This is a genomic window from Campylobacter concisus (assembly GCF_003048835.2).
GTDB lineage: Bacteria > Campylobacterota > Campylobacteria > Campylobacterales > Campylobacteraceae > Campylobacter_A > Campylobacter_A concisus_D.
In genome coordinates this window covers 1,925,225-1,950,714 of sequence record NZ_CP060705.1, presented here as the reverse complement: position 1 = coordinate 1,950,714, position 25,490 = coordinate 1,925,225, and the positions used below count along the sequence as shown (strand labels likewise).

At 41.2% G+C, this 25,490-nt stretch carries 24 protein-coding genes and 1 pseudogene; 22 read left to right on the top strand and 3 right to left on the bottom strand.

Annotated elements, in window-relative coordinates:
• Positions 1 to 21 precede the first annotated feature (21 nt).
• The 11 genes and pseudogenes from CVT08_RS09855 to CVT08_RS09805 all read left to right on the top strand — a co-directional run bounded on the left by CVT08_RS09855 (position 22) and on the right by CVT08_RS09805 (position 8,962).
• Positions 22 to 2,304 (top strand): annotated as a pseudogene (locus CVT08_RS09855) (ribonucleoside triphosphate reductase).
• A 101-nt stretch (positions 2,305 to 2,405) separates the two neighbouring features.
• On the top strand, positions 2,406 to 3,080 hold the full coding sequence (locus tag CVT08_RS09845) for an anaerobic ribonucleoside-triphosphate reductase activating protein (protein ID WP_107856971.1): 675 nt from the start codon (positions 2,406 to 2,408) through the stop codon (positions 3,078 to 3,080).
• An 84-nt stretch (positions 3,081 to 3,164) separates the two neighbouring features.
• Positions 3,165 to 4,310 carry an iron-containing alcohol dehydrogenase gene (locus CVT08_RS09840; RefSeq protein WP_107856972.1) on the top strand — a complete coding sequence of 382 codons (1,146 nt, stop codon included), beginning with the start codon at positions 3,165 to 3,167 and terminating at the stop codon, positions 4,308 to 4,310.
• 29 nt (positions 4,311 to 4,339) lie between these two features.
• Positions 4,340 to 4,981: an NAD(P)H-binding protein gene (locus CVT08_RS09835; RefSeq protein ID WP_107856973.1), complete on the top strand. Its 642-nt coding sequence runs from the start codon at positions 4,340 to 4,342 to the stop codon at positions 4,979 to 4,981.
• Positions 4,978 to 5,748 (top strand): SDR family NAD(P)-dependent oxidoreductase, encoded by a 771-nt coding sequence (locus tag CVT08_RS09830; protein WP_107856974.1) that lies wholly within the window; start codon positions 4,978 to 4,980, stop codon positions 5,746 to 5,748. The genes CVT08_RS09835 and CVT08_RS09830 overlap by 4 nt, the downstream gene beginning before the upstream one ends.
• A gap of 39 nt (positions 5,749 to 5,787) precedes the next feature.
• A complete protein-coding gene (locus CVT08_RS09825) occupies positions 5,788 to 7,224 on the top strand; it encodes a subtype B tannase (RefSeq protein WP_107856975.1) in 1,437 nt (478 codons plus the stop codon).
• A gap of 15 nt (positions 7,225 to 7,239) precedes the next feature.
• Positions 7,240 to 7,662, top strand: a complete 423-nt coding sequence (locus CVT08_RS09820) for a hypothetical protein (protein WP_225724096.1) — start codon at positions 7,240 to 7,242, stop codon at positions 7,660 to 7,662.
• Between the two features lie 45 nt (positions 7,663 to 7,707).
• Complete coding sequence (locus CVT08_RS09815; protein WP_107856976.1) at positions 7,708 to 8,388, top strand: putative quinol monooxygenase; 681 nt, start codon at positions 7,708 to 7,710, stop codon at positions 8,386 to 8,388.
• Between the two features lie 7 nt (positions 8,389 to 8,395).
• Positions 8,396 to 8,524, top strand: coding sequence for a hypothetical protein (locus CVT08_RS10340; RefSeq protein ID WP_265094279.1), 129 nt, complete (start codon positions 8,396 to 8,398; stop codon positions 8,522 to 8,524).
• 19 nt (positions 8,525 to 8,543) lie between these two features.
• Complete coding sequence (locus CVT08_RS09810; protein ID WP_230855937.1) at positions 8,544 to 8,717, top strand: tannase/feruloyl esterase family alpha/beta hydrolase; 174 nt, start codon at positions 8,544 to 8,546, stop codon at positions 8,715 to 8,717.
• A 56-nt stretch (positions 8,718 to 8,773) separates the two neighbouring features.
• The gene (locus CVT08_RS09805; protein WP_103567131.1) at positions 8,774 to 8,962 is read left to right on the top strand and encodes a DUF2798 domain-containing protein; all 189 of its coding nucleotides are present in this window, start codon (positions 8,774 to 8,776) and stop codon (positions 8,960 to 8,962) included.
• 38 nt (positions 8,963 to 9,000) lie between these two features.
• Here the strand turns inward: CVT08_RS09805 and CVT08_RS09800 are convergent, their stop codons facing one another.
• Positions 9,001 to 9,291, bottom strand: coding sequence for a DUF5339 domain-containing protein (locus CVT08_RS09800; protein ID WP_002940734.1), 291 nt, complete (start codon positions 9,289 to 9,291; stop codon positions 9,001 to 9,003).
• Between the two features lie 111 nt (positions 9,292 to 9,402).
• Positions 9,403 to 10,047 carry a ferritin family protein gene (locus CVT08_RS09795; protein WP_107856978.1) on the bottom strand — a complete coding sequence of 215 codons (645 nt, stop codon included), beginning with the start codon at positions 10,045 to 10,047 and terminating at the stop codon, positions 9,403 to 9,405.
• Positions 10,048 to 10,183: 136 nt separating this feature from the next.
• On the opposite strand from CVT08_RS09795, the gene CVT08_RS09790 reads away from it, so the two are divergent.
• The 11 genes from CVT08_RS09790 (at position 10,184) to CVT08_RS09740 (ending at position 23,675) form a co-directional block, all read left to right on the top strand.
• Positions 10,184 to 10,381 (top strand): hypothetical protein, encoded by a 198-nt coding sequence (locus CVT08_RS09790; RefSeq protein WP_012140635.1) that lies wholly within the window; start codon positions 10,184 to 10,186, stop codon positions 10,379 to 10,381.
• The gene (locus CVT08_RS09785; protein ID WP_107856979.1) at positions 10,374 to 10,643 is read left to right on the top strand and encodes a type II toxin-antitoxin system YafQ family toxin; all 270 of its coding nucleotides are present in this window, start codon (positions 10,374 to 10,376) and stop codon (positions 10,641 to 10,643) included. Before CVT08_RS09790 ends, CVT08_RS09785 begins: the two co-directional genes overlap by 8 nt.
• Positions 10,644 to 10,786: 143 nt before the next feature.
• Positions 10,787 to 11,443, top strand: coding sequence for a thiol:disulfide interchange protein DsbA/DsbL (locus CVT08_RS09780; protein ID WP_107856980.1), 657 nt, complete (start codon positions 10,787 to 10,789; stop codon positions 11,441 to 11,443).
• 8 nt (positions 11,444 to 11,451) lie between these two features.
• Positions 11,452 to 12,072, top strand: a complete 621-nt coding sequence (dsbI, locus tag CVT08_RS09775) for a protein-disulfide oxidoreductase DsbI (protein ID WP_087583319.1) — start codon at positions 11,452 to 11,454, stop codon at positions 12,070 to 12,072.
• 47 nt (positions 12,073 to 12,119) lie between these two features.
• Positions 12,120 to 13,769 (top strand): sensor histidine kinase, encoded by a 1,650-nt coding sequence (locus CVT08_RS09770; protein ID WP_107856981.1) that lies wholly within the window; start codon positions 12,120 to 12,122, stop codon positions 13,767 to 13,769.
• 3 nt (positions 13,770 to 13,772) lie between these two features.
• A complete protein-coding gene (locus CVT08_RS09765) occupies positions 13,773 to 14,462 on the top strand; it encodes a response regulator transcription factor (protein ID WP_107856982.1) in 690 nt (229 codons plus the stop codon).
• 60 nt (positions 14,463 to 14,522) lie between these two features.
• Entirely contained in the window at positions 14,523 to 14,705 is a 183-nt protein-coding gene (locus tag CVT08_RS09760; RefSeq protein ID WP_107860949.1) for a hypothetical protein, read from the top strand.
• A gap of 270 nt (positions 14,706 to 14,975) precedes the next feature.
• The gene (locus CVT08_RS10335) at positions 14,976 to 17,885 is read left to right on the top strand and encodes a retention module-containing protein (RefSeq protein ID WP_159070990.1); all 2,910 of its coding nucleotides are present in this window, start codon (positions 14,976 to 14,978) and stop codon (positions 17,883 to 17,885) included.
• A 130-nt stretch (positions 17,886 to 18,015) separates the two neighbouring features.
• Positions 18,016 to 22,170 carry an Ig-like domain-containing protein gene (locus CVT08_RS09750; RefSeq protein ID WP_107856565.1) on the top strand — a complete coding sequence of 1,385 codons (4,155 nt, stop codon included), beginning with the start codon at positions 18,016 to 18,018 and terminating at the stop codon, positions 22,168 to 22,170.
• Between the two features lie 149 nt (positions 22,171 to 22,319).
• Positions 22,320 to 22,856 (top strand): hypothetical protein, encoded by a 537-nt coding sequence (locus CVT08_RS09745; protein ID WP_107856564.1) that lies wholly within the window; start codon positions 22,320 to 22,322, stop codon positions 22,854 to 22,856.
• Positions 22,857 to 22,940: 84 nt separating this feature from the next.
• Entirely contained in the window at positions 22,941 to 23,675 is a 735-nt protein-coding gene (locus CVT08_RS09740) for a hydroxymethylpyrimidine/phosphomethylpyrimidine kinase (protein ID WP_107856563.1), read from the top strand.
• A 55-nt stretch (positions 23,676 to 23,730) separates the two neighbouring features.
• On the opposite strand, the gene ilvD is transcribed toward CVT08_RS09740, so the two are convergent.
• Positions 23,731 to 25,404 (bottom strand): dihydroxy-acid dehydratase, encoded by a 1,674-nt coding sequence (gene ilvD, locus CVT08_RS09735; RefSeq protein WP_107856562.1) that lies wholly within the window; start codon positions 25,402 to 25,404, stop codon positions 23,731 to 23,733.
• Positions 25,405 to 25,490 lie beyond the last annotated feature (86 nt).

Genomic DNA, 25,490 nt, shown 5'->3' with positions numbered 1-25,490 from the left:
ACAATCAGAAAAGAGCAAGTGATGCGTGAAATTTTAAAGCGAGACGGCACAAGGCAAGAATTTGTAGCATACAAGATAGTAGATGCTATAAAAAAGGCATTTGCCAGCGAAAATAAAGCTTATGACGAGCAAGTTTTTACAAATGTAGTCCAAGATATCTTTCAAAAATCAAGTGCGATAACAGTCGAAGACATCCAAGATGCGATAGAAAAAGAGCTATTTGATGGCGGACATTTTGAAGTGCTAAAGAGCTTCATGCTCTACCGCCACACTCACAAGCTCCAACGCGAGCAAATTTTAGGCCTAAACGAAGATACGACCTATATAAACTCAACCCAAACGATAAATGAGTATATAAACGGCACAGACTGGAGAATTTCTGCAAATTCAAACACAAGTTACTCAAACGCAGGCCTTATAAACAACACCGCCGGCAAAGTCATAGCAAACTACTGGCTAGACGCTGTTTATAGCAAAGAAGAGGGGTTAGCGCACAGAAACGGCGACTACCATATCCACGATCTTGACTGCCTTACAGGATACTGCGCTGGCTGGAGCCTGCGAGCCTTGCTAAATGAGGGCTTTAACGGCGTTCGTGGCAGGGTCGAGAGCAAGGCACCAAAGCACTTTAGAGAGGCGCTTTATCAGATGGCAAATTTCTTAGGAATTTTGCAAAGCGAGTGGGCGGGTGCTCAGGCGTTTTCTAGCTTTGACACCTACCTTGCGCCTTACGTTTTCAAAGACGATCTAAGCGACGCCGAGATCAAAAAGGCGATCACTAGCTTTATTTTTAACCTAAATGTCCCTGCGCGCTGGGGACAAAGTCCATTTACAAACGTAACCATAGACATCACATGCCCAAGCGACTTAAGAGATCAGATACCAACGAGCGATGACATACACCTCTTTACAAATGTAAAAGATGAGAAAATTTTGAAAAAAGCAAACGAGCGTGGCAGGAAAAATTTGATCGATATGACCTACAAGGACTTCGAGCCTGAGATGGCACGCATAGACAAGGCATTTTACGAGGTCTTGACAGCTGGCGACAAGTGCTCGCAGCCTTTTACATTCCCTATACCAACTGTAAATATCACAGAGGATTTTAACTGGGATAGTGAAGTAGCCGACGTGCTCTTTGAAAATACCGCAAAAATGGGCTCAAGCTACTTTCAAAATTTCATCGGCTCGCAATACACTTACGACGAAAATGGCAACAAGATAGAAAACGAAAACGCCTACAAACCAGGCCACGTGCGCTCTATGTGCTGCCGATTGCAGCTTGATCTAAGAGAGCTTTTAAAGCGAGGTGGCGGTCTTTTTGGAAGCGCTGAGATGACTGGCTCGATAGGCGTTGTGACTATAAATTTAGCCCGCCTAGGCTATAACTACAAAGGCGATAAGGTCGCACTTTACAACAGACTAAGCTATCTTTTAGACCTAGCTAAATCAACCCTAGAGAAGAAGCGTAAATTTATCCAAGAGATGTATGATAGAGGGCTTTATCCTTACACAGCTAGGTATCTAAAGCACTTTAACAACCACTTTAGCACGATCGGCATAAATGGCATGAATGAGCTACTTAGAAATTTTACTGGCGACAAAGAGAACATTTCAACTAAATTTGGACGAGAATTTGCCCTTGAGATGGTTGGCTTTTTACGTGATAAGATAAGGACTTTTCAAGAAGAGAGTGGAAATTTATACAACCTTGAGGCCACACCAGCTGAGGGCACTACCTACCGCTTTGCTAAAGAGGATAAGAAGCGCTATCCAGACATCATCCAAGCAGGCGAGGGCGATAATATCTACTACACAAATTCAACCCAGCTACCTGCAAATTTCACAGACGACGCTTACGAAGCGCTTGATCTGCAAGATGAGCTACAAAGCGCATATACTGGCGGCACCGTCTTTCACCTATATATGAAAGAGCGCATAAGCTCGGCTAAAGCTTGCAAAGAGCTTGTAAAGAGTATAATCTCAAACTACAAACTCCCATACATCACGATAACGCCGGTATTTAGCGTCTGTTCAAAACACGGCTACATAGCTGGCGAGCATGAGTTTTGCCCACTTTGTGATGCAGAGCTTATAGAAAAAGAGAAGAAAAAATCCAAATAAGGAGAGGAAATGACAGAAAAAGAAATTTTAGAAAAAGTGCAAGATAAACGCACAAGATGCGTGGTCTATACTCGTGTTATGGGCTATCACAGACCAGTTGAGAGCTTTAACCTCGGCAAAAAAGGTGAGCACAAAGAGCGAATAAAATTTGACGAATACGCGAGTTGCTGCAAGAGATAAATTTCTTGCCAAAAAACAAGAATAAATTTAAAAAAATAAACTAAAATGCAAGCCAAAGGCACGCCCCTTGTGCCTTTGAATTTAAAAAAGGGGTCAAAAACTTGCAAAGAGTCTTTAGTATAACGCCATTTACGACGCTTGACTATCCAGACAAAGTGGCAGCTGTCATTTGGTTTGCAGGGTGCAATATGCGCTGTGGATACTGCTACAACATCGAGGTCGTAAAGTCAAATGGCACTATAAGCTTTAGTGAAGTTTGCGACTTTTTAGACCGCAGGGTCGGCAAGCTAAATGGCATAGTCTTTAGCGGTGGCGAATGCACAGCAAACCCTCTCTTTTTAAGGCTAGCACGCGAGGTAAAGGCGCGCGGTTTTAGCTTAAAGGTAGATACTAACGGCTCGTATTGTGACGTCTTAAAAGAGGCGATAGATGAGGAGCTGATTGATTACATCGCGCTTGATTTTAAAGCTCCAAAAGAGAAATTTATCGGCATCACTGGCTCAAATTTATATGAGAAATTTGCTGCCACGCTAAAATATCTCATAGAGATAAATTTTAAATTTGAAGTTAGAACGACCGTGCATGCGGACTTGCTAAGCGAAAAGGATATCTCTGAGATGTCAGGGCTACTTTACGAGCTTGGCTATAGAGGGGATTATTTCTTACAAAAATTCTTTAACACTGGCGAAAATTTTGGAAATTTGGGCGATCCAAAAAATAGCTTCGATCCAGATAAGATCACATCAAAACTACCTATCAGACTAAGAAATTTCTAAATTTAGCGCAGATAAAAATAGCTAAAAATAAGAAAATTTAACTAAAATTTATCCCAAATCACAAAAGCAAACAAGGAGAAAACTATGCAAAATTTCAGCTTTTTAAACCCTACTAAAATAGAATTTGGCAAAGACAAAGAGCAAAACATCGGCAAATACATGAAAGAATTTGGCGTAAAAAAGACGCTCATCATCTACGGCAGCGATAGGATCATGAAAAACGGACTTTTTGACGTTGCCACAAAGAGCCTAAGCGCAAATGGCATCGAGTTTTGCAAGATAGGCGGCGTGAAGTCAAACCCAGTGCTAAGCAAGGTAAATGAGGCTATAAATTTAGCTAAAAAGCAAGGTGTCGATAGCGTGCTAGCCATAGGCGGTGGCTCGGTGCTTGATAGCGCCAAGGCGGTGGCTGCTGGAGTTAGATATAACGGCGACGTTTGGGACTTTTTTACTAGCAATTGTCCCAAAGAAGCACTTATGATCTTTGACATCATAACGCTTGCTGCAACTGGCTCAGAGATGAACGGCGGCGCAGTGGTCACAAATGAAGCCACAAAAGAGAAATTTGCCATGCACGGCGCTTGTCTTTACCCAAAAGTATCGGTGATAAATCCGCTTCTTCAAGCAAGCGTTAGCAAGGAGTACTTGGTCTATTCAGCCTCAGACATCATCGCTCACAGCATCGAGGGCTACTTTACGGCGAGCATCCAGCCTGAGATCATAAATTTATACATCGAAGCAAATATCAAAACGGTCATGAAAACGACTGAAATTTTACTAAAAGAGCCTGAAAACTACGACGCTAGAGGCGAGTTTGCCTGGGCTGCTACGATGGCGCTAAATGGACTAACTTACGTCGGCACGGCTGGCTACTCATATCCAAATCACATGATCGAGCACGCCATAGGTGCGGTGGTTGATTGTGCGCATGGGGCTGGGCTAAGTGTGGTTATGCCAGCTTGGATGAAGTGGTATAAGAGTAGAAATTTAAAGGCATTTAAGCGCTTTAGCAAAGAAATTTTTGGCGTAGATGACGCAGACGTGGCGATAGAGAAGCTAAAAGAGTGGTTTAGCAAGATCGGCACACCAACAAGCCTCATAGAGATCGGCGTTGATGAGTCAAATTTAGACGAGATCATGGCGCTAGTTTATGACTACGCCAAGAGCAGGGGCTTGGAGCAAATTTATACAAAAGAGGCCATAAGCGAAATTTTTGCCTTAGCGAGATAGAATTTATCCAAAATTTACAAAGGATAAACATGAAAAAAGTCGCCCTTATAGCAGGAGCCAGCGGCGCTGTAGGAAGTGAAATTTTAAAAGATTTATGCGAGAGTGAGCACTATAACAAGGTGGTCGCTCTCGTTAGGCATGAGTTAGAATTTACTCATGAAAAGCTTGAAGTAAAGATAGTAAATTTTGATGATTTTAAAGATGAGGTGCCATTTATCGCTGATGACGTCTTTTGCGCGCTTGGCACTACGATGAAGGCGGCAAAGCACAAAGAGCAGTTTTACAAAGTCGATGTGACCTATCCGATAAATTTCGCCAAATTTGGCTTGGAGTGCGGTGCAAAACGCTTTGTCTTGCTCTCGGCTGCAGGGGCAAACAGAAAGTCAGGCTCGTTTTACCTAAAGGCAAAAGGTCAAGCAGAAGCAAAGATAAAAGAGCTTGGATATAGCTCATTTCATATCGCTAGGCTGCCACTTATCGAGGCTGATAGGAAAGAATTTAGACTAGGTGAGTATTTGGCGATAAAGGCGTTTAAATTTATCCCAAAAGGCTTTTTTGACGAGTATCGTCCGATGAAGGCAGCTGATATCGCTAAAGTGATCGTGGAAGTAGCGCAAGACGACCACAATGAAGGTGTAAAAATTTATAGTCCGGAGGAATTTACAAAATGAAAAAATATATAGTGATCACTGGGGCAAGCTCAGGCATAGGAGCGGCGGCGGCAAAGGCATTTGCAAGGCGCGGGGAGAATTTGATCCTTGTTGCAAGACGCAGGGAGCTTTTAGAAAATTTAAAAAGCGAGATAGCTAAATTTGCAGATGTAGAGGTCATGATAGAAATTTGCGACCTTTCAAAACAAGAAAATACCCTCTTGCTTTGGCAAAAATTAGAAAAATTTGAGCTAAAAGCGCTTATAAACAACGCTGGCTTTGGCGACTACAACAAGGTCGGTGAGCAAAATTTAGAAAAAATCACGCAGATGATAAATTTAAACATCATCTCACTTGTCACGCTCTCAACGCTCTTTACGAAAAAATATAAAGACAAAGATACGCAGCTTATAAACATCTCTTCGATAGGCGGCTACAAGATCGTGCCAAACGCCGTCACATACTGCGCTAGCAAATTTTTCGTAAGTGCCTTTAGCGAGGGACTTTACCACGAGCTAGCACAGGACAAGCAGGCAAAGATGCAAGCAAAAGTGCTGGCCCCAGCTGCCACAAAGACAGAATTTGGCATGGTGGCAACTAGCAAAGAGAGCTACGACTACGACAAGGCGTTTAAAAAGTATCACACGAGTGAAGAGATGGCGGAGTTTTTGCTTCGCCTTTATGATAGCCATTACTGCGTTGGCTCGGTCGATAGAGATAGCTTTGAGTTTAGCCTAAGTAAGCCAAAATTTGACTATGCTGTTAAATACGAGCCAAAAGATAACTAGGCGTTAAAGCAAAAGTAGGACAAAATAAAAAGGCAGATCATGAAATGCGTTAGAGTTGCTATTTTAGGGGTTTGTTTAGTAGGTGTTTGCTTTGGTGGCGAGCTTAAATTTGATGAAAAGAAATTTGAGCTAAAAAGCGTGCAAGTTGGCGAGAGAACGCTTAAATTTAGAGCTTATGAGGGCATAGTCTATGTGGCAAAGCCAACGAGCGACTATGAGGTGCTAAATTTTTATGTGCCAGAGGGTAAATTTGACGATAAAACTACGGCTATCTTTATGCCAAACGGCATAGGCGGCTACATGCCAGCCAAACCGCAAAAGCCAGAAACCAAAAACGAAAAGCCAAATGCCACCCTTGAAGCGCTTCTTAGAGGATACGTCGTGGCTAGCGTTGGCGCTAGAGGCAGGACGCTAAAAGATGGCGAGCGCTTCATCGGCAAAGCCCCAGCTGCGATAGTCGATCTAAAAGCGGCCGTTAGATATCTTAAATTTAACGATAAATTTATGCCAGGCGACGCAAATAAGATCATCTCAAACGGCACGAGTGCAGGCGGCGCGATGTCGGCACTGCTTGGCGCTAGCGCAAACGCAAAAGAGTATGAGCCATATCTTGACGAGCTAGGCGCTGCAAAGGCGGACGATCAAATTTATGCCGTCTCAGCCTACTGCCCTGTTACAAATTTAGAGCATGAGGACGAGGCGTATGAGTGGATGTTTGGGGATTTGGATAAATTTGAAAGGATTGATTTTGCAAGTCTTGACGCGGGCTCTTTTAACGACAGGAGCAAAAAGCCAAAGATGATCACAGGCGAGCTAAACGCCACGCAAAAAGAGCTCTCACGTGAGCTAAAGAGTAAATTCCCAGCCTATCTAAACTCGCTAAATTTAAAAGATGCCAAAGGCCATACGCTAAGCCTTGATGAAAATGGCGAGGGTAGCTTCAAGGAGTATATAAACTCACTGCTTCAAAGGGCATTTACCGCTACAAAAAGCAGCGACAAAAGCACGCTCACGCCTAAATTTATAACTCTTGACACGCAGGGATGCTCGCTTGGATATACGTTTGAGCTAGAAGACTTCATCGCCTCGCTAAAACGTGCCAAAGCGCCAGTTGCCTTTGACGGCCTAGCTCTTGAAAATGCTGAAAACGACCTTTTTGGCGACAGCAAAACGCCTGCAAAGCACTTTACTAAATTTGCAAAAGAGCGAAGCGAGGGCGAGATGGCGGAGGCTAGCGTCATAAAGATGATGAATGCGATGAACTACACCGCAAACAAAGAGGCGGCGAAATTTTACCGCATAAGGCAGGGCACAAACGACACCGACCTAGCCCTTGCCGTGCCTGCTATGCTTGCTCTCTCGCTTAAAAATGCTGGCAAAGAGGTTGATTTTGAAGCGGTTTGGGGGCAAGGACACGGCGGCGACTACGACCTAGACGAGCTTTTTGCTTGGGTAAAAAGAGTTTTAGAAAAATAATTTCAAGGAGAAAAAATGAAAATTAAAGTATTAGTTATAGCGTTAGTTTTAAGTGCTTTCTCTTTAAGTGCTTTTGCTAAAGTAGATTGCTCTGACCCTAAAAATAGACCTCGCAATATTGCTGGAACACTAATGGGTGGAAAAAAAGAGTGTTATTTAACCGCCGAGCAAGCTAAACGTGATTTAGATTTAACTATTGGACGCAACCCAGTTACTGGAGAGGTTACTTCAAGAGCTAAGTTAGCTGGTGGGGATAATGCCACTATGCGCCTAGAAAACGCTCAAATGAATTACGGCAAAAAGAAATACGAGCTTGAAGAGGCAGAGAAATTTTATGCTGATGACCCTAGCACCAAAAATTCTAACCGCTTAGAAAAAGTACGTAAAGCCTTTGAAAAAGCACAGATCGATCTAAAAGGCGCAGAGCAGAAGAGATAAAAGCTAAGGCTGATATGAAAAAGGCGAAGTGATAAGGGGAATTTGATGTTTAAAAAGCTATTTTTACTAGCAGTTTTGGCAGCTTTTGCCTTTGGGGCGGAGGCTAAAGTGAGCTTGCAGGAGCTGCTTGTTACGCCAAATAACAAGAGTTTGTTAAAAGAGCTTGGCAGGGAAAATATACTAAGCTCAAAGAGCGAGCCAGGTACGCAGGCTATATTTTTTGCGAGCGCAAAGAGCAAGCCAGAGCTGTTTTATGTCCTCGAGTTTTACAAGGACGAGGCGGCTTATAAAAAGCACGTAGCTTCAGCGCACTATAAGAAATTTACAAGTGCAAGTGCTGAAATTTTGGCTAGCAAAAAGGCTATAAGCTTGAAAAAACGGGCTGCGTTTTCTAAAAATTTAACCCCAGAGCGCCTAAAAGATAGCTACTTTCACATCACAAATTTAAGCCTTAAGGCAAAGAGCGATGCGAAATTTGAAAAGCTAGTGAAAAAATATATGCAAAAAAGCGTAGATGAGGGAGCTTACGCGCAGTTTGCCTTTAGTCAAAAAGACGCGCCTAACAAGTGGGTGCTGGTTGAAATTTACAAAGACGAAGCTAGCTTTGAAAGCTACCGCCACAGCGAAAACTACAAGGCTTACGCCAAAGAGCGAGCGGGGCTAATAGATGAATTTGATGGCTTTGGTTTAAAAAACGAGACCTCATTTAGCAAGGTAAAATTTTAGGATAGCTATGAAAAAATTTTTACTTTTTTGCGCACTAGCACTCATTGGCAGCACGGCTTTTGCCCTTGATAAGGCAGGATGTGAGAGTTTAAAAGATGTGAAAATCTTACATAACGAGATGATAGACGCGGTGTGAGAGCGGCGCCGGCATAGATGTGGGTCCGCTTGGTGCGCTTGAGGCGTGGCACGAAAAGGGCGAAGCGCCAAAGAGCATGCTAGCAAAAAGCAAGACCTACGTTGGCAAGGAGTTTTTAGTGTGTGCCTATCCAAAGGTGGCTACATACGTAGGCGGTGACGCGAGCAAGGCAAGTAGCTTTGTTTGTAAATAAATTTAGGTGGAAATTTGATACCAGTAAAATTTTATAGATATGTTTTTGCGTTTATAATGTCAGCTTTTATGGCGTTTTTTATGTCATTTGTGCTCACGTATCTAAATCTTGGCTTTGTTGATGGTTTTGTGAAAATTTGGCTAACTGCTTATGTAAAAGCCTTTGTGGTGGCATATCCTGTGCTTTTGCTAGTTTCGCCGTCTGTTGCAAAGATCACGCAAAATTTATGTAAAAAAGAGAGTTAAATTTAAAGTGTGGCTAGAGAGCCTAGCCACATGGAGTTTTATTTTAAAAGACCTTGTTTTTTCATTTGATCCATTACTTGAGCAAACATCTCTTTAGCTTGTTTGCAAGTAGCGTCTTGTTGCTCTTTTGGTAAAGAAGCTAGTTGATCCATTGATTGTTTCTTTTGATCTTCGTACATTTTTACTTGTTGCTCTTGACCAGCTTGTTTGTAAGCTTCGACCATTTTGTCAATGTCTGAGAAGTAAGACTTGCAAGTATCTGTAAGATCTGCAGCGTTTAGGCTTAGTGCAAAGCCAAGAGTAGCTAAAACTAAAAGTGATTTTTTCATCTCTTTCTCCTTGTGAAAATTTAAGGAGATTATATAACTTTTTTATTTTAAATAGATTTAAATTTATTAAATTTAGCCAAGACAAGCGCCTTGGCTAAATTTTTTGGCTTTTTAGCCTAAGAATTCGCGCTTAAAATACTCTTTTGGAGCTTTGCAAAGTGGGCAAGCGCCTGGAGCTTTTTTGCCTCTATGAACGTGTCCGCACACCTCGCAAACCCAGATATCCTCTTCGTCGCTCTCAAAAAAGCCCTCTTCATCAAGCATCTTTTTAAGCTCTAAATACTCTCTTTCGTGCTCAACTTCAACCTTGCCGATCGCGTTAAATAGCCTCTCAACATCTCTTAGCTCTTCTTCTTTTGCGATCTTTGCAAAGTCTGGATACATCGTCGTATGCTCGTAGTTTTCGCCAGCTGCAGCGTCAAGTAAATTTTTATCCATCTTATCGATCGGATCGTTCATCATCTCGTGATATTTCTTAAATTCAGCCCTTGCGTGCCATTTCTCGTTCTCAGCTGCCTCGTAAAAGTGTCTAGCTATCGCGTGATAGCCTGCTTCTTTGGCTAGGTCGCCGTAAAGCTCGTATTTGTTTCTAGCTTGTGACTCACCAGCAAATGCCTTCATCAAATTTATCGCTGTTAAATTTTCAGTCACGCACTTCATCTCTTCGCCACAACAGGTTAATGTGCCACCGCCAACTTTTTGAACCTCGATCTCGTTGCCGCATTTCTCGCATTTGTATGTTTCGTACTGTCTCATTTTGACTCCTATTTTGATAAAATTTGAGCGGATTATAACCAAATAATTAAAATATGTAAATAATAATTTTTATTGATAACGTATATTATTTTTATAAATTTGAAGTTATAATAAGACAAAAATTTAAAGGCATAAGATGACTACAACGATTGATTTTAAAAATGCTGACTATGGATTTATCGAGCTTATAAAAGAGATGGCTAGGCAGGCAAATGTAGAATTTGAGCAAAGAGATAAGGTCTCAAGGCTTGACAAAGCTATCAAAGAGATCGAAAATGGCGAAGTAGAGAGATTTAAAACATTTGAAGAATTTGAAAAGAGCCTTGATGCTTGAGATAGAGTATTCAAAGAGTTTTAAGAAAGCTTTTAAAAAGCTAAATGAAAGCGAAAAGAAACTAACCAAAGATATCATTTGGCAATTAGCAAATAACGAGGAATTAGCATCAAAATATAAAGATCACGCTCTTATTGGAAGCTATAAAGGCTTTAGAGAGTGTCATGTTAAGCCAGACTTGCTCTTGATATATAAAAAACAAAACGAAATTTTACTTCTTACATGCGTTGAAGTAGGAAGCCACAGCGAGCTTTTTCGGTAAATTTAATAAAAAAACAAAATCACCAAATCCATCATCATAAATTTAAAAAAGATAAATTTCAGCCAAAATTTATTCTAGCGTTAAAAGTGCGGTTGAGCTTGGTTGTAGAATAACTCAAAATAAATCATACAAAGGAGATCATCATGAGTTTTCTATCTAAATTTAGTAAGGCTATCTTTGCCGTTGCGGTAGCTGGAGCGATCAGCGCTAGTGCATTTAGCGAGGGCGAGGACTACGTCAAGCTCGAAAAGCCACTAAGTGTCGGACAAAACACGCTAGTTAAAGTTTTCAGCTACGCTTGCCCATTTTGCTATAAGTACGACAAGAGCGTCACTCCAAAGGTAGTTGAGAAAATTCCTGGCCTAAAATACGAGCCATTTCACCTAAAGACAAAGGGCGATTATGGCGAGGTTGCGAGCAAGGTTTTTGCCGTTCTTATCGTTATGGACGAGGCAAAGGGAGTTGGTTTATTTGATGAAAATTCGCTATTTAAAAAGGCTAAATTTGCCTACTACAAGGCTTATCACGACAAAAAAGAGCGCTGGGGCGATGGCAAAGACGTTGAGGGCTTTTTAAAGACTGGACTTGAGGCTGCTGGCGTTAGCAAAGCAGACTACGAAAAAGAGCTGGCTAATCCAAAAGTGACTGAGCTACTTAAAAAGTGGGATGAGAGCTATGACGTGGCTAAAATTCAAGGCGTGCCAGCATTTGTCGTAAATGGCAAATATCTCATCATGACAAAATCAATCAGCTCGCTTGACGGCATGGCAGCACTCATCGAAGAGCTTCTTAAAAAATAAGGCGCCACATGAGCTTTTTTAAAAAAATGGCTAAATTTCAAGACTCACGCATCTCTTGGGCGATCCTAGTCTTTGTAAGCGTCGCGCTTGTCGTTATCGCGCACTCGCTCTTTCAAAACTACGCTTATATGCCTCCTTGCGAGCAGTGCGTCTATATACGTTTTGCCTTTTTATGTATGGCGCTTGGCGGTGTGATCGCTATCATAAACCCTAAAAATTTGCTCTTTGCTCTAGTTGGCTACGTCTTTGCCTTTTGGGGAGCGGTGCAGGGCATAATGTATAGCGTAAAGCTAGCCAAAATCCACGACGCGGTGCATGGCGACGATCCTTTTGGCGTGCAGGGCTGCTCGACTGAGCCACACTATCCATTTGGCTTGCCACTTGAGAAGTGGGCGCCTGACTGGTTTATGCCAACAGGCGACTGCGGCTATGACAGCCCTATGGTGCCTGATGGCGCGGTGCTAAGCGATTTGCAAAAGAGCATAGTGGATCTTTACGCAGATGGCTGGTATCTTGTGCCGTCTTCTAAATTTATGTCGATGGCGGATTGCACGCTGCTTGGCTTTGGCATTTGCTTTGTTGTGCTTGCACTTATGCTTGTTTCAAAGCTCTTATCTTTTAAAAAATAAATTTTAGTTAGCCCTATTTTTGGGCTAACTTAGGATATACTGCGCGCATGGGTATTAATTTAAAATCACAAAATATTAAAATTTATGCGATCATCTTGCTAGCAAGCCTCTTTGTCGTGCTTCTTGGGCTAAACAGCTACAACAATGCAAAAGAAAAGATCATCGAGCTATCTGATAAAAACAACATCGCAGTTAGTAAAAACATCGTTAGCAACTTTCAAATTTGGCTTGATGAGCGCTTAAATTCACTCATCCGTGCGTCAAAATTTATCCAAAACTCTGGCATCATTGATGACGATACTAGGGTGGCAAATTTCATAAAGCTCTTTAAAGAAAATGCAAAAGAATTTGATCTCATGCAGCTTTTAAGAGAGGATGGCGAGATCTTTGTAGATGGGCAAAAGATCTCAGAAGAGGTGATGTCAAAGCGCGAGCGAGCGGGGCTTATCTGGTATGTCGAGACAAAAAATACAAATGCCCCAAGCGTAAATTTCATGCAAAATCACAAAATTTTAAAAGACTCAACTTTAAATTTATGCGTGCCAGTTGAAAAAGACGCGAAATTTGAGGCGGCACTTTGCGGTGTCGTGCGCATAGGCACTATCTTTGATAGCATCAAAAACTTTAGCCTTGCGCCAAATTCTTACTCATTTTTAGTAACTCACAGCGGCGAGATACTCACATCAATGGCTGATGCGACGCTTAAAAGAGAGATCGAGGAGAAATTTAAGGAGCTATTTTTAAAAGATGAGGACATCACTAGTCTAAAGATAGGGCAAAATTTGATCCAAGTAGCCGAGATACCGACGATGAACTGGTTTATCGGAGCTGGCACAAACAACGAAGAAGAAATTTTAGCCATGACAAGAGAGGCGCTAAAAAACGCCCTAAATTTACTCTTTGCCTTCGTCGCACTTGCATTTTTGGCAAACAGCCTGCACAACTTCATGTATAACAAGATAAAAAAGGTGCAAGATGAGTACGAGACCTTGCTGGCACACAGAGCCAAGATGAGCGAGGCTGGAGAGCTCATAAGCGGCATAAGTCATCAGTTCATCCAGCCAGTAAATTCGCTAAAACTGATGCTAAGCTCGGCGATAATGCTAAAAAAAGAGGGCAATCTAAGCGATGAGGAGCTTTTAAATTTATTAAAAAAAGGGCAAAGCTCGATCGAGCTTCTTTCAAAAACAATCGAAATTTTTAGAAATTTTTACAAAAGCGCTGAAAATGTGAGCGAATTTGACATCCAAACAAGCGTTAGAAATTTAATAACACTTATGCACACAGAGCTTAGCCGTGCAAATGTAAGCGTGAAATTTAGCGGATTTGAAGAGATGAAGGTTTGCCAGATAGAAAACATCATCCAGCAAATTTTACTAATCCTAATCCACAACGCAAAGGACTCACTAGTTGAGAGCTACAAAGATGAGCCGCTAAAACGCGTGATAGAGCTAAAATTTAGAAGCTTTGAAGATAAGTGCTACATCGGCGTTTACGATAGTGGCGGCGGCGTGAGCTACGAGATGAGTAAGAAAATTTTTACCTGGCTAAATACGACTAAAAAGCAAGGAAACGGCATAGGACTTTACTTCGCTAAAAAGCTCGCGCGTGAGAAGCTAAATGGCGACATCACGCTTGCGCACAACCTAAAGCCAACGATTTTTGAGCTAAGCTTTGATAAGAATTTAAAGGGTTAAAAGATGCAAGAGGCACTAGAAATTTTAAAAAAAGTATCTATCTTAGTAGCTGAAGATGACGAGATGGCAAGGGAGCTCATCATCACTGGACTTAAGCCATACTGTGGTCAGGTAGTTGGCGCAAAAGATGGGCAAGATGGGCTGGAGAAATTTAAAAAACAGGGCTTTGACATCGTGATGAGCGACATTCACATGCCAGTGCTAAATGGCTTTGAGATGATGAATGAGATAAAAAAGCTAAAACCTCATCAGAAATTTATCGTCTTTACCTCGTATGATAGCGATGAAAATTTGATCAAGAGCTATGAGCAGGGGGCGACCTTGTTTTTGAAAAAGCCTATCGATATAAAAGATCTTAGATCGATGCTGATAAGCCTAAGCTTCGAGCGAGATGAGAAGCTAGTGCGCCTAAGTGATGAGGTGAGTATAAATTTAAAAAGAGAGAAAATTTATAAAAACGGCAGCGAGCTATACCTTAGCTTCTTGCAAAATAAGATATTTTGGCTATTTGCTTACAACCTAAACAAGCTTGTCACCTACGAGATGATAGAGGAATTTGTCTATGAGAGCACTGAAGTAAGCAAGGCTGCTATACAAAATGTCGTACTTCGCCTAAAACGCGAGCTTGGCGTGAAATTTAAAAACATCAGTGAGAGTGGGTATATCTTAGTCGCCAAGAGCGAAAAAGCATAAATTTCAAATAGCAAAATTAATTTTTTTATCTAATAATATTTTAAAAGTAGTGATAAATTTATGTCACTACTAGCTAAAATTTATAGAAAAAGAGATGAAAATTTGCAAAATTTGATAGATAAACTTAAGAAAATTTATGTCACAAGTGGAGATAAATTTATGATAGTTATAAATAAAAAACATTTTGATATAAAAGAGCTAAATTTAGTGATAACAAGGCTAGATAAAGGCTTTTTTGATTAAGAATTTATGCGTTTAAAATGAAAAAAATTTTGTGACATTTTTGGGTTATTTTATCAACTACTATACCATTTTGATGAACAAAAACTTAAAATTTTAAAATTTATATAGATAAATATAAAAATTTTCACACATTTGTAAAAAATTTACACATTATTAACCCCTAAACTTAGGCTTTTCTTAAGGGTATTGTACCAAAGTACAATATAACTAAATTTTTTTCTTAGCTAAAATCTTGATATAGATCAATAAAATCCAAAGGGAGGCACTAAGATGCAAAAGTTAGGAGTTATTAAAAATATCCTAGGTGGCGAAATCGTAGCCGTTGATAAAAGTGGCAACGAGAGAGTCTTGAAAGTGGGCGATAGCATTTTTGAAGGTGAAACCTTAAAGGCTGACGGCTCTGCAAAAGCAGTGATCGCAGCAAATGACGGTAAAGAAGTCAGCTTACAAAACGGCGAAAGTCTTAGCCTAGATAAAGAGGCAAATGCACTTAGTGATAACCCAGAGATAGCCTCTATTCAAAAAGCCCTATTAAACGGCACAAACATCACAGACCTTGAAGAGACTGCAGCAGGTGGCAACGCAGCAGGTGGCAACGCTACTGGAGATGGCGTGAGTTTAGGTGCTGCAAGCTTTGCCGAGGGCGGCCACTACTCAAATATCAATGAAAATTATAGAAATTTAACCGACGCAAATAGAGCTTTTCAAACACCAGAAAACTCAATAGGTGGTTATAACGATGCAGGTACAGATGCAGATACGACAACTCCTATCTCACCAGTTACACCTGTCACTCCAAGCATCCCAGTAACGCCACCAACTCCGAGCACACCAAGTACTCCTGGCGTCACCGTAACCCCAGGTACTCCTTCACCTGCTAATCCTCCAGTCATCACGCCTCGCCCTGGTGCAGTAGAGATCACTACTAGCTTAGATCCAGCTAACAGTGAGGCAAGAGAGAGCGGCGCTGGAGCGAACGGCGAGGGCGGACACTATCTTGTTTATAAACTAGGCCTTGGTGGCACACCAGTTAGCCCAAGTGGCGAGACAACAGACCTTGCTCTAAATTTCATGGGCGGCACTAGAGGCGAGGACTATGCAAATTTGATCGAGTACTCGCTAAATAACGGCGCTGCTGGCAGCTGGGTAACTCTAAATGCTAACAGCACAATACCAAGCGTAAACGTAGAAGATATCTCAAAAGTGCAAGTAAGGATAAAAGTGCTTGACGACGACGGACAAGATACTACAAAAGGCCCACTACATCACAACCAAAACGAAGGTGAGAACACTGGCCCTCAAGGTATGACTATCGACAACGTACAAAAAACTGATATGGTTGATAATTTTGCTGTATTTAAAGAGGGTGTGAAACTAAGCGTCACGCCAAGTAGTAGTTATCTGCTACCAACAACTAATGCAAATATGGCTGAAGGCAAGATCATAGACAACGACGACAACATCGAGCTAAATAAAGACATCAAAGGAAATATCGCAAACTACACCAGTTTAAATACAAATGATGGCGATGATACGGTCAGCATAAAAGCAAATTTAGAGAATTTACACTTAAATACCGGCTCTGGTAACGACGTGGTAAATTTTGATAAAGAGGTTACTATTAGCGGCACAGCAAATAGTGGCTCAAATGCTAATAGTACAAGGATAGATCTTTATAGTGGCGATGATGTGGTAAATATCAATGCTGATCTAACTATGAAAAAAGCCTCAATTAATCTTGGTGCAACAACAAATGATCCAAACTACAACGCACATGATGCCTCAGGTACTAATGAGCTAAATATCAATGCAAATATTATCGGTCAAGCCAACGACTGGAGAAATGATAACACTGTATCTATGGGCGATGGCGAAGATACTCTAAATTTCAAAGATGGTGTCAAAGTAGAAAATGTATTTATCAATATGAACGCTGGAGAAAACACCGCTAAAGGGAATGGCATAACCCTAGAAAACGTTCGCTTAGATACAGCAACTAGCTACACAAAAGCTGGCGAAACTAGCAATATTGATTTTTCAAATTCTAACTTTACAAATGTAGAGATAAATTTTGGTGTAAATACCGCCGCAGACGTCAATCTTGGTGTGCAAAATGTCAAACTTACTAATATCATAGGAGATCACGTCACAGCTAAAGCACAAGATCATCTTGAAGTAAAAGGTGGATCATACACTGGTGGGGCTAACTACTTTTCATCTAAAGATATCGTTATAGATGATATTACAGTAGATCAAGCTAGTATTGGTTCATTTAGCGGCGTCTCATCGGTTGCAAACATATCAAATTTAGTTGCTACAAATAGGGTTGGCCTCAGATATGGAGACGGCGACGATACGATAAATTTAAATGGTGGTAACAACCTAAGCAAGGCTGACGCTTCAAGCTATGCCGATATAGATACCGGAAATGGCAATGACACCATAAATTTCAATGGCGAAAACAAATCCGGTGGCTTAAGCATAGATACTGCTGAAGGCAACGACACTATAACATTTGGTGCAGGCACTACGCTTGGTGGTACTTATACGAGTAGCGATAATAACCTCGTTAGTCACAGTATTGGCATAGGAATGGGCAAAGGAGACGATACATTAAATATCGAAAAAGGTGCTGTTCTTAAAAATGCTGGCATAGAAATGGGTGATGGTAATGACGTTGTAAATTTAAATGGCGGTCTAGAAAAAGCAGGGGGCGGTATGTATAGCCCTGGCGTAAGTGCTATTAACCTAGGTAGTGGCAACGACATCATACATATAGGAAAAGATGCAGTTGTTAATGACGATGCTATGACTTTCCAAGGGGGGCCTGGCAAGTTGGAGCATGGCGGCATCATCATCCAAGGTGGTGCAGGCACTGATACGCTAGATCTTGCTGGAAATATCGACTTTAGCAAGGTAGCTGGCTTTGAAAAACTTACTCTTGGTGGCAGTGAAAACAATGTAGCACTAAATTTAACTATAAATGACGTGCTAAATATCACAAATGGCAACGGCACTAACCGCACTCTAAGGATAGATGGCGAAAGTGGCGATCAAGTAGATATGTCAGCCTTTAGCAAAGGTGGCGTAAATTCTGAAGGATACAGAGAATTCTCAGCTACATATGATAGTACGACATTTACCATCGAGATAAAAGACGAAATAGTCTTACACTCTTAAATTTCATGCCCTAGTCTCCCAAAACTAGGGCAAATTCTTACAAAATTTCAAAATTTAGTACCATAGTACAATTTACAAAGCTCTTTCAAGATATTAAAATACGTTCAAAATTTTTAAATAAGGAAACAATATGGCAACAAGGATAGGCGTTATAAAAAGCATCTCACAAGGATCAAGTGTAATCGCAACTGCAAAGGACGGCACACAAAGAGTGTTAAAAGTAGGCGATGAAATTTTTCTTGGTGAGACTATACAGACAACTGATATTGACTCAAAAGTAGTCATAACTGCAAACGATGGCAAAGACATTGCGATCATCGGAAAAGATACCCTAAATTTAGACAAGAGCGTAGCTCACAATGAGAGCTTTGGTGACGATAGCGTAGCTGATGTAAGCGCTATCCAAAAAGCACTTCTTGATGGTGCAAACATCACAGATCTTGAAGAGACAGCAGCTGGTGGTAACGCAGCAGCTGGAGCTGGTGGAGATGGTGTAAGCTTAGGTGCTGCAAGCTTTGAAGAGGGTGGTCACTACTCAAACATTACTGATGATTATAGAAATTTACCTGATTCAAGCAGGGCTTTTCAAACTCCAGAGAACTCAATCGGCGGCTACAATGACGGCAATGACGCAGGCAATGTAACTCCTGTCTCACCAGTCATATCTCCAATCAGTGTTGATATCAAAACACTAAATGATAACTTTGGAACTATACAAGGCGATTACAGCCTAGACGCGCCAAGCGTACCTCGCACAAATGACGCTACTCCAACTATAAGCGGCACAGTAGATCCAGCTGCTGTAAGAGCGGTTGTTAGCGTGCTTGACAAGGACGGACACGAAGTCTTTACAAAAACTCTAAATCCAAGCGATTATGCTGATGGTAAATTTAAATTCACAACTAATGAGTTAAGTGTAAATGGTAGCCATGATGGCGATTATAAAGTAGAGATAACAGCTACAGGAAGAGATGGCAAGACTGCAACTGATAGTGGTAGCTTTGTACTTGATACGCTTGCAAAAATAACTATAAACGTTGAAACAGAGATGAGCCTTGTAAAAGAGTCTGAGATGAGTAGCGGACTAAAAGGAAGTTTTTGGTTTAACCACATTAAAGAACCAGGCATTAGTGGCACTGAGCTAAGAGACTTTAAAAATAAAATACCTGGCGGTTTTGAAAATACAGAATATGCTCATAAAGGTATGAAGCAAAATGACTTTATCGAATACTATATGAATAACACCAAACCTTGGGCAAGCTTTAAAGCAAAAGAGTTAAATTTCCAACAAGGTAAAGGTGGAGATAGGGATAACACTGATAACGACGCAGGAACAGTCTCAGGACTTGACGGCGCTCACAATATGATAGGCAAGATCGATCTTGACGGTAACAAAGTAACTCCAAATGGCGAGTGGGTAGCTCCAAATTTAAAAGCACTTGAGTATTTTATCGACAATGCAAAAGGTAGCGATATTCATCCCCTAAGAGATGCTCCTAATGGCAAAAACACAACAGCTGGTGCGATGGTAAATTTAAAAGGCACTATGTATCTTGAGCCAGGGGACTATAAATTTGACGCAAAAGGCACTGACGATAGCGTGAGATTTAAGGTTGATGGCGTTACTATGGTCGATTATGACACTATCCACTCAGAAAATAGAGCCACAGTTACAACTTTACACGTTGATAAAGCAGGATACTACGACTTTGATATGAGCTATGCAAACTACATCTATTGGGGCAAGCTAAAACTAACAGTTTCAAAAGATGGCGGACCTGAGAGCATACTTGGCTCAGAGGCAAGTGGCATAAAACTAAATTCAACCGACTTTGACAGCTACGTAGATACAGTAACAAGAAATGTATATAAAGTAACTCAAAAGATCACAGGAACTGTGGATAATGTAGAAGATGGACAGATCGTAACTGTGACATCAAGCACAGGCGAGAGCCATACAGCCAAAGTGATAGATGGCAAATATGAAGTTGAGTTTAAAACTAGCGATCCAAAAGCGACATACACAGCTAAAGTTAGCGACCTTGTAGGCAACGAGGCGCATGCAACATCAACTAAGATAAATGTCGCTACAGACTTAATAGACGCGATAGATAATGACGCAAGCAATGTAAGTGAGAATACAAATACAGGTATAAATGACGCAACTAAATATTATAAATTTACAACTGATGATATCGCTCAAACTGATAAATTTTCATCTAATGCGCCACTACCAGTACTAAGTGATAAGACCCCGACATTTACAGGTAGCATAGATAGCAGTGCAACTAAAGCGGTCATCACTGTACTTGACAAAAATGGACATGAAGTCTTTACAAAAGAGCTTAGCCAAAGTGAATTTTCAAATGGTAAATTTGAAGTCACATCTGATAACTTAGAGGATGGTAACTATAACATCAAAGCAACTGCTATCTTTGCAAATGGCGACAAGAGCACGATAGTTAGTGAATTTGTAGTTGATAAGACGCCAGTTACTATAGAAAACATCAAGATCATCGAAAATGATGGCGAGGGACTACACCATACGCTTAAATTTAACCTCAAAAACTATGAGGATGGCGATAAGATCGAGAGTATAAAAATCGTAACTGCTGACGGAACTACTAACATAATCTCTGTTGGCACAACTAAACCAACCAATGGTGTATTAAGCTTTGAGTACGATCATAAGATAAAACTAGGCGATAAAATAGAAGTTGAGATGACTGATAAGGCTGGCACAAAATATACTCATGTAAATGAAATTTTAGTTCCAACTATGACGCAGTTTGAAAACGGCAACGACACAACTACAAATGCAAATAACCGCTCAGCTGAGAAGTTGTGGGGTACTATGGATATGAGTGAGAACGGCTTTAGAGCTGATGGCTCAAGGATCGTTTCAAATGACGCTGTGCCATACCTAAGAGCTGTGATCCCAGAAGATGCAACTGCAGGCAATGCTAGCGACAATCAAACTGTAAGTGAGTTTTTAAATAGTGGTAGAGGCATAACATGGGGCACTGGCGATGTTAGATTTGTAGCAACTAACGTTGATACAGGTATTTCAAGAGAGCTATTATCTCAAGCGATAGAAAAACCAATAGGCAATGTAACGCCTGATCACTACAATAGACTTACAGGCTATAACAACAGACTTGATGCCGCTGGCAAGATGGCTGATGGCGTTTATAAAATTTCTATCGATGGTAAGTATCAAGGCGGTGATGAGCTACTTCACAACTCTATTCAATTTACGATCGACGCAACAGCTGCAACGATAAATGACTCAAATTTACACTACGATGCAGCGGCAAATAAAACCACATGGAGTGGAAATTTAAGTGAAAATGGAGTTGGCGCAAGCTACACACTAAAAGAGCACTTTGAAGAGGCAGTAAAAGGCATAGCTCTAAAAGATAGCATCACTTTAAGAGATGCAAATGGACACATCATAACTGCAAATTCTGTAACGCTTGATGACAATGGAAATTTCGAAGCAGTGTTTAACGGCAATGTAAAAGCAAGCGATGTCTATCTACAAATTTCTGATATCGCTAAAAATACAAGAGTAGTTGCAGACAATAACGACAATAACAATGTCATCACAACAAGTGAAGGCAATGACATCATCAATGTTGGAAATGGCGATAACATCATACACGCAGGACGCGGTGAAAATGAAATTCGCACAGGCAATGGCAAAAACGTAATCATCACTGGCGATAACAACGACGTCATAACCACAGGAAGTGGTAACGACTACATCGACGCTGGCAGAAGTGGCTATACTGGCGCAAACAAAGGCGATCTAGTAAATGCTGGCGCTGGCAATGATAAGGTTGTATTTACCTTTGATAATCCAAGAGCAGCTCTATCTCAAAGTCTAGATGGCGGAGAGGGCACAGATACGCTTATCATGCGTCCAGTGGCAAAGGATGGCACTATCGACTTTGATAAGATAGATAATAAGTCTTTAACTAATGCGATCAAGAATTTTGAAGAGATCCAGCTTGGCATGGATGAGCATGGCAATGACAACCAAGATGTTAAGCTACTAAATTTAAAAGCAGATAATGTATTTAGCATCACTGATGATGTAAATACTATCTTAAAAATAAGCGGCGACAACAAAGATAGCGTTTCATTAAAAGGATTTACTGAGGCTACAAATCAAAGTGGTGTTGAGCATGGATATACAAGATATGAGGGTCAAACAAGCTCAGACACTCCAAAAACTATCTATATAGATGTCGATAACGATATAAACAAACAACTTGTATAAAATTTGGGCTTTTTAGCCCAAATTCTTCTTTTAAATTCCTATTTTTACTCCTAAAAAACGCCTTTAAAACCATCTTTGTACCAAAGTACAATATACAAATTTAATAAAAAACACTAGAATAAATCAAAAAATAAAAGTAAGGAATAAAGATGGCAGCTGTAGCCGGCAAGGTAAAAAGCGTCACATCTGATGTTGTAGCGATAGATAAAAACGACCGTGTAAGAGTTCTAAACGTAGATGATGAGGTTTATATCGGAGAGAGTATAAAAGGTGAGAGTCAAAGTGCGAGCGCGACTATCACTGCAGTGGATGGCAGCGACATATCACTAAATGGATATGATACGATATGGCTTGATAGTAGTGTGGTAAGTGCTGATACTAGTGCTGAAAACAGCATCGATACTGACGCACTTTTTAGAGCGCTTCTTGGAGAAAACTACGCAGAGATACTTGATCAGATGAATGAAAAAGTAGAAGATATGTTTGCAAAAACGCAGACAAATGAGACTGAAAACAGCTCAAATAGCCTTGAGGACAGTGAAAATTTAGCAGACAAACATAGCGCAAATGATGAGATTTTATCTGACTCAAATGAGCTAAAAGTAGATAAATCTTATGAGCATGCAAATTTTGACGCAACTACGATATATATCGAGATCGATAACGATCTAAACAAACTTTCATAAATTTGAGCCTCTTGGCTCAAATTTCTTATCCTAAAAATTAACTAATATCTCTTATAATAAGCCAAAATTTACAAAAGGAAAACGATGAAGAAAATTTTAATTATCGCAGGCTCTTGCAATAGCGGCACAGCAGGACTTCAGGCTGATATAAAGACATGCGCTAGGCTAAACTGCTATAGCGCAACGGCAGTCACTTCGCTTGTTGCTGAGACCACAGACGCGATAAAAAGTGTAGTTTGTCTTGAATCTAGCTTTGTTAAAGATGAACTTTGCACGCTTGCGGAGGAATTTAGCTTTGATGCCATAAAGATCGGCATGCTCTTTAGCGAGGAGATAATGGACGTGGTGCATGAGTTTTTACTCACCCAAAAGGCAAAAATCGTGCTTGATCCAGTCTGCGTCTCAAAGAGCGGCCACAAGCTCATAAAAGATAGCGCAGTAGAGAAGCTAAAAGAGCTAATGGCGCTTGCCACCGTCGCCACGCCAAATTTAGACGAGGCAAACGTCCTTTTTGGTGGAAATTTTAAAGATCTGCCTTGCGATATCATCGTGAAAAAGCGAGTGAGCGATGGAAATAGCATAGATACGCTTTATAGAAAAGATGGCTCACTGCAAAATTTCAAAACCCCACTTGCTAGTCCGCTTGTGATGAGTGGGACTGGTTGCACTTTCTCAACGGCGCTTGCTTGCTACCTTGCAAAGGGCAAGAGCCTAGAGGAGGCTATAGGGCTTTCAAAAGAGTATATCTGCTCCATTATAAAAGAGAGTATCGACACAAAGCTAGGCAAAAACCGCCTACTTTGGCACGGAGCGAAGTAAATTTAAGCCTAAAATTTAGGCTTAAATTTGATGTTTTTAAAATTTAAACTAAATTTCACGCCTCTAATATCGCGCCGTTGCTTGCGTTTGTGACTAGTTTTTGATACTGCCTTAGCCAGCGAGAGGTTAGTGCTTTATCGACTGGCTTAAATTCCGCTCTTCTCTTTGCGATCTCGGCTTCGCTTAGGCGAACGTTTATCTCGTATTTATCGACATCTATATCGATGATGTCGCCATCTTTTAGCAAGCCTATCATACCGCCTTCAGCTGCTTCTGGGCTTACGTGGCCGATGCTTAGACCTCTTGTAGCCCCACTAAAGCGACCATCCGTGATGAGCGCTACGTCTGCGCCAAGTCCTCGTCCCATGATGAGCGAAGTAGGGCTTAGCATCTCTTGCATGCCTGGTCCCCCACGTGGGCCTTCATAGCGGATGACGACGACGTCGCCTTTATCTACTTTACCGCTTGAAATTCCAGCTATCGCTTCATCTTGTGAGTTAAAGCAGACCGCTTTGCCGCTAAATTTACGCTCGCCAACGATGCCAGCTGTCTTGATGACACAGCCTTGCTCGGCTAAATTTCCAAACAAAATGGCAAGTCCGCCAACTTGCGAGTAGGCATTTTCCACCTTATGAATGACACTTTCGTCTTTGATGTCGCTGGCCTGTACGCGCTCGCCCAAAGTTTCGCCGCTAACTGTTAGGTTGTCTAAATTTAACATGCCGTTATCTCTGCGTGAAATTTCTTTTATCACTGCATTCATACCGCCAGCCCTGCCGACATCCTCCATGTGCACATTTGGCAAGCTTGGGCTGATCTTAGCGATGTGAGCGATGTTTTGGCTGATCTTATTTAGTTCTTTTATATCTAAATTTACGCCAGCCTCTCTTGAGATGGCTAGCATGTGAAGGACGGTGTTGCTGCTGCCACCCATCGCCATATCAACGACAAGTGCGTTGCGGATCGCCTTTTCATTTAGTATGTTTCTTATCTTAAATTTCTCATCAAGGGCGATCTGGCAAATTCTGCGAGCAGCCTGCCTGATGAGCTCTTCGCGTTCAGGGGTTAGTGCAAGTATAGTGCCGTTGCCAGGGAGAGCTATGCCCATCGCTTCGCAAAGCGTGTTCATAGAGTTTGCCGTAAACATACCGCTACAGCTGCCCCCACTTGGACATGCGTTGCACTCGATATCTCTTAGCTCGGCCTCGTCTATCTCTTTGGTCTCAAATTTACCAACCGCCTCAAACGCAGTCGCAAGATCGATCGGCCTGCCATCTTTTGTGTGGCCTTTTCTCATAGGGCCGCCGCTTACAAAAATGGTTGGGACATTGACCCTTAAAGCGCCCATAACCATGCCAGGGACGATCTTGTCGCAGTTTGGCATACAAACAAGCGCATCAAGCGCGTGAGCGTTCATCACAGTCTCAATAGAATTTGCGATGATCTCACGGCTAGGTAAGCTATATAGCATGCCCTTATGCCCCATCGCGATGCCGTCATCCACGCCTATGCAGTTAAACTCAAACGGCACACAGCCATTTTTGCGAATTTCATCTTTTAAAATTTGTGCGTATTTGTTTAAGAAAAAGTGCCCAGGGATAATCTCTATAAAGCTGTTTGCAACGCCGATAAATGGCTTATTAAAGTCCTCGTCTTTTAGCCCAGTCGCACGTAAAAGTGAGCGGTGTGGGGCTCTTGTGTAGCCTTTTTTGATTATGTCGCTTCTCAAATTTGATCCTTTTTTAAAATTTGATAGGATTTTATCACATCTAAAGTATCAAAAATTTTAAAGCTTGGCCGCACAGGGCAGCCAAG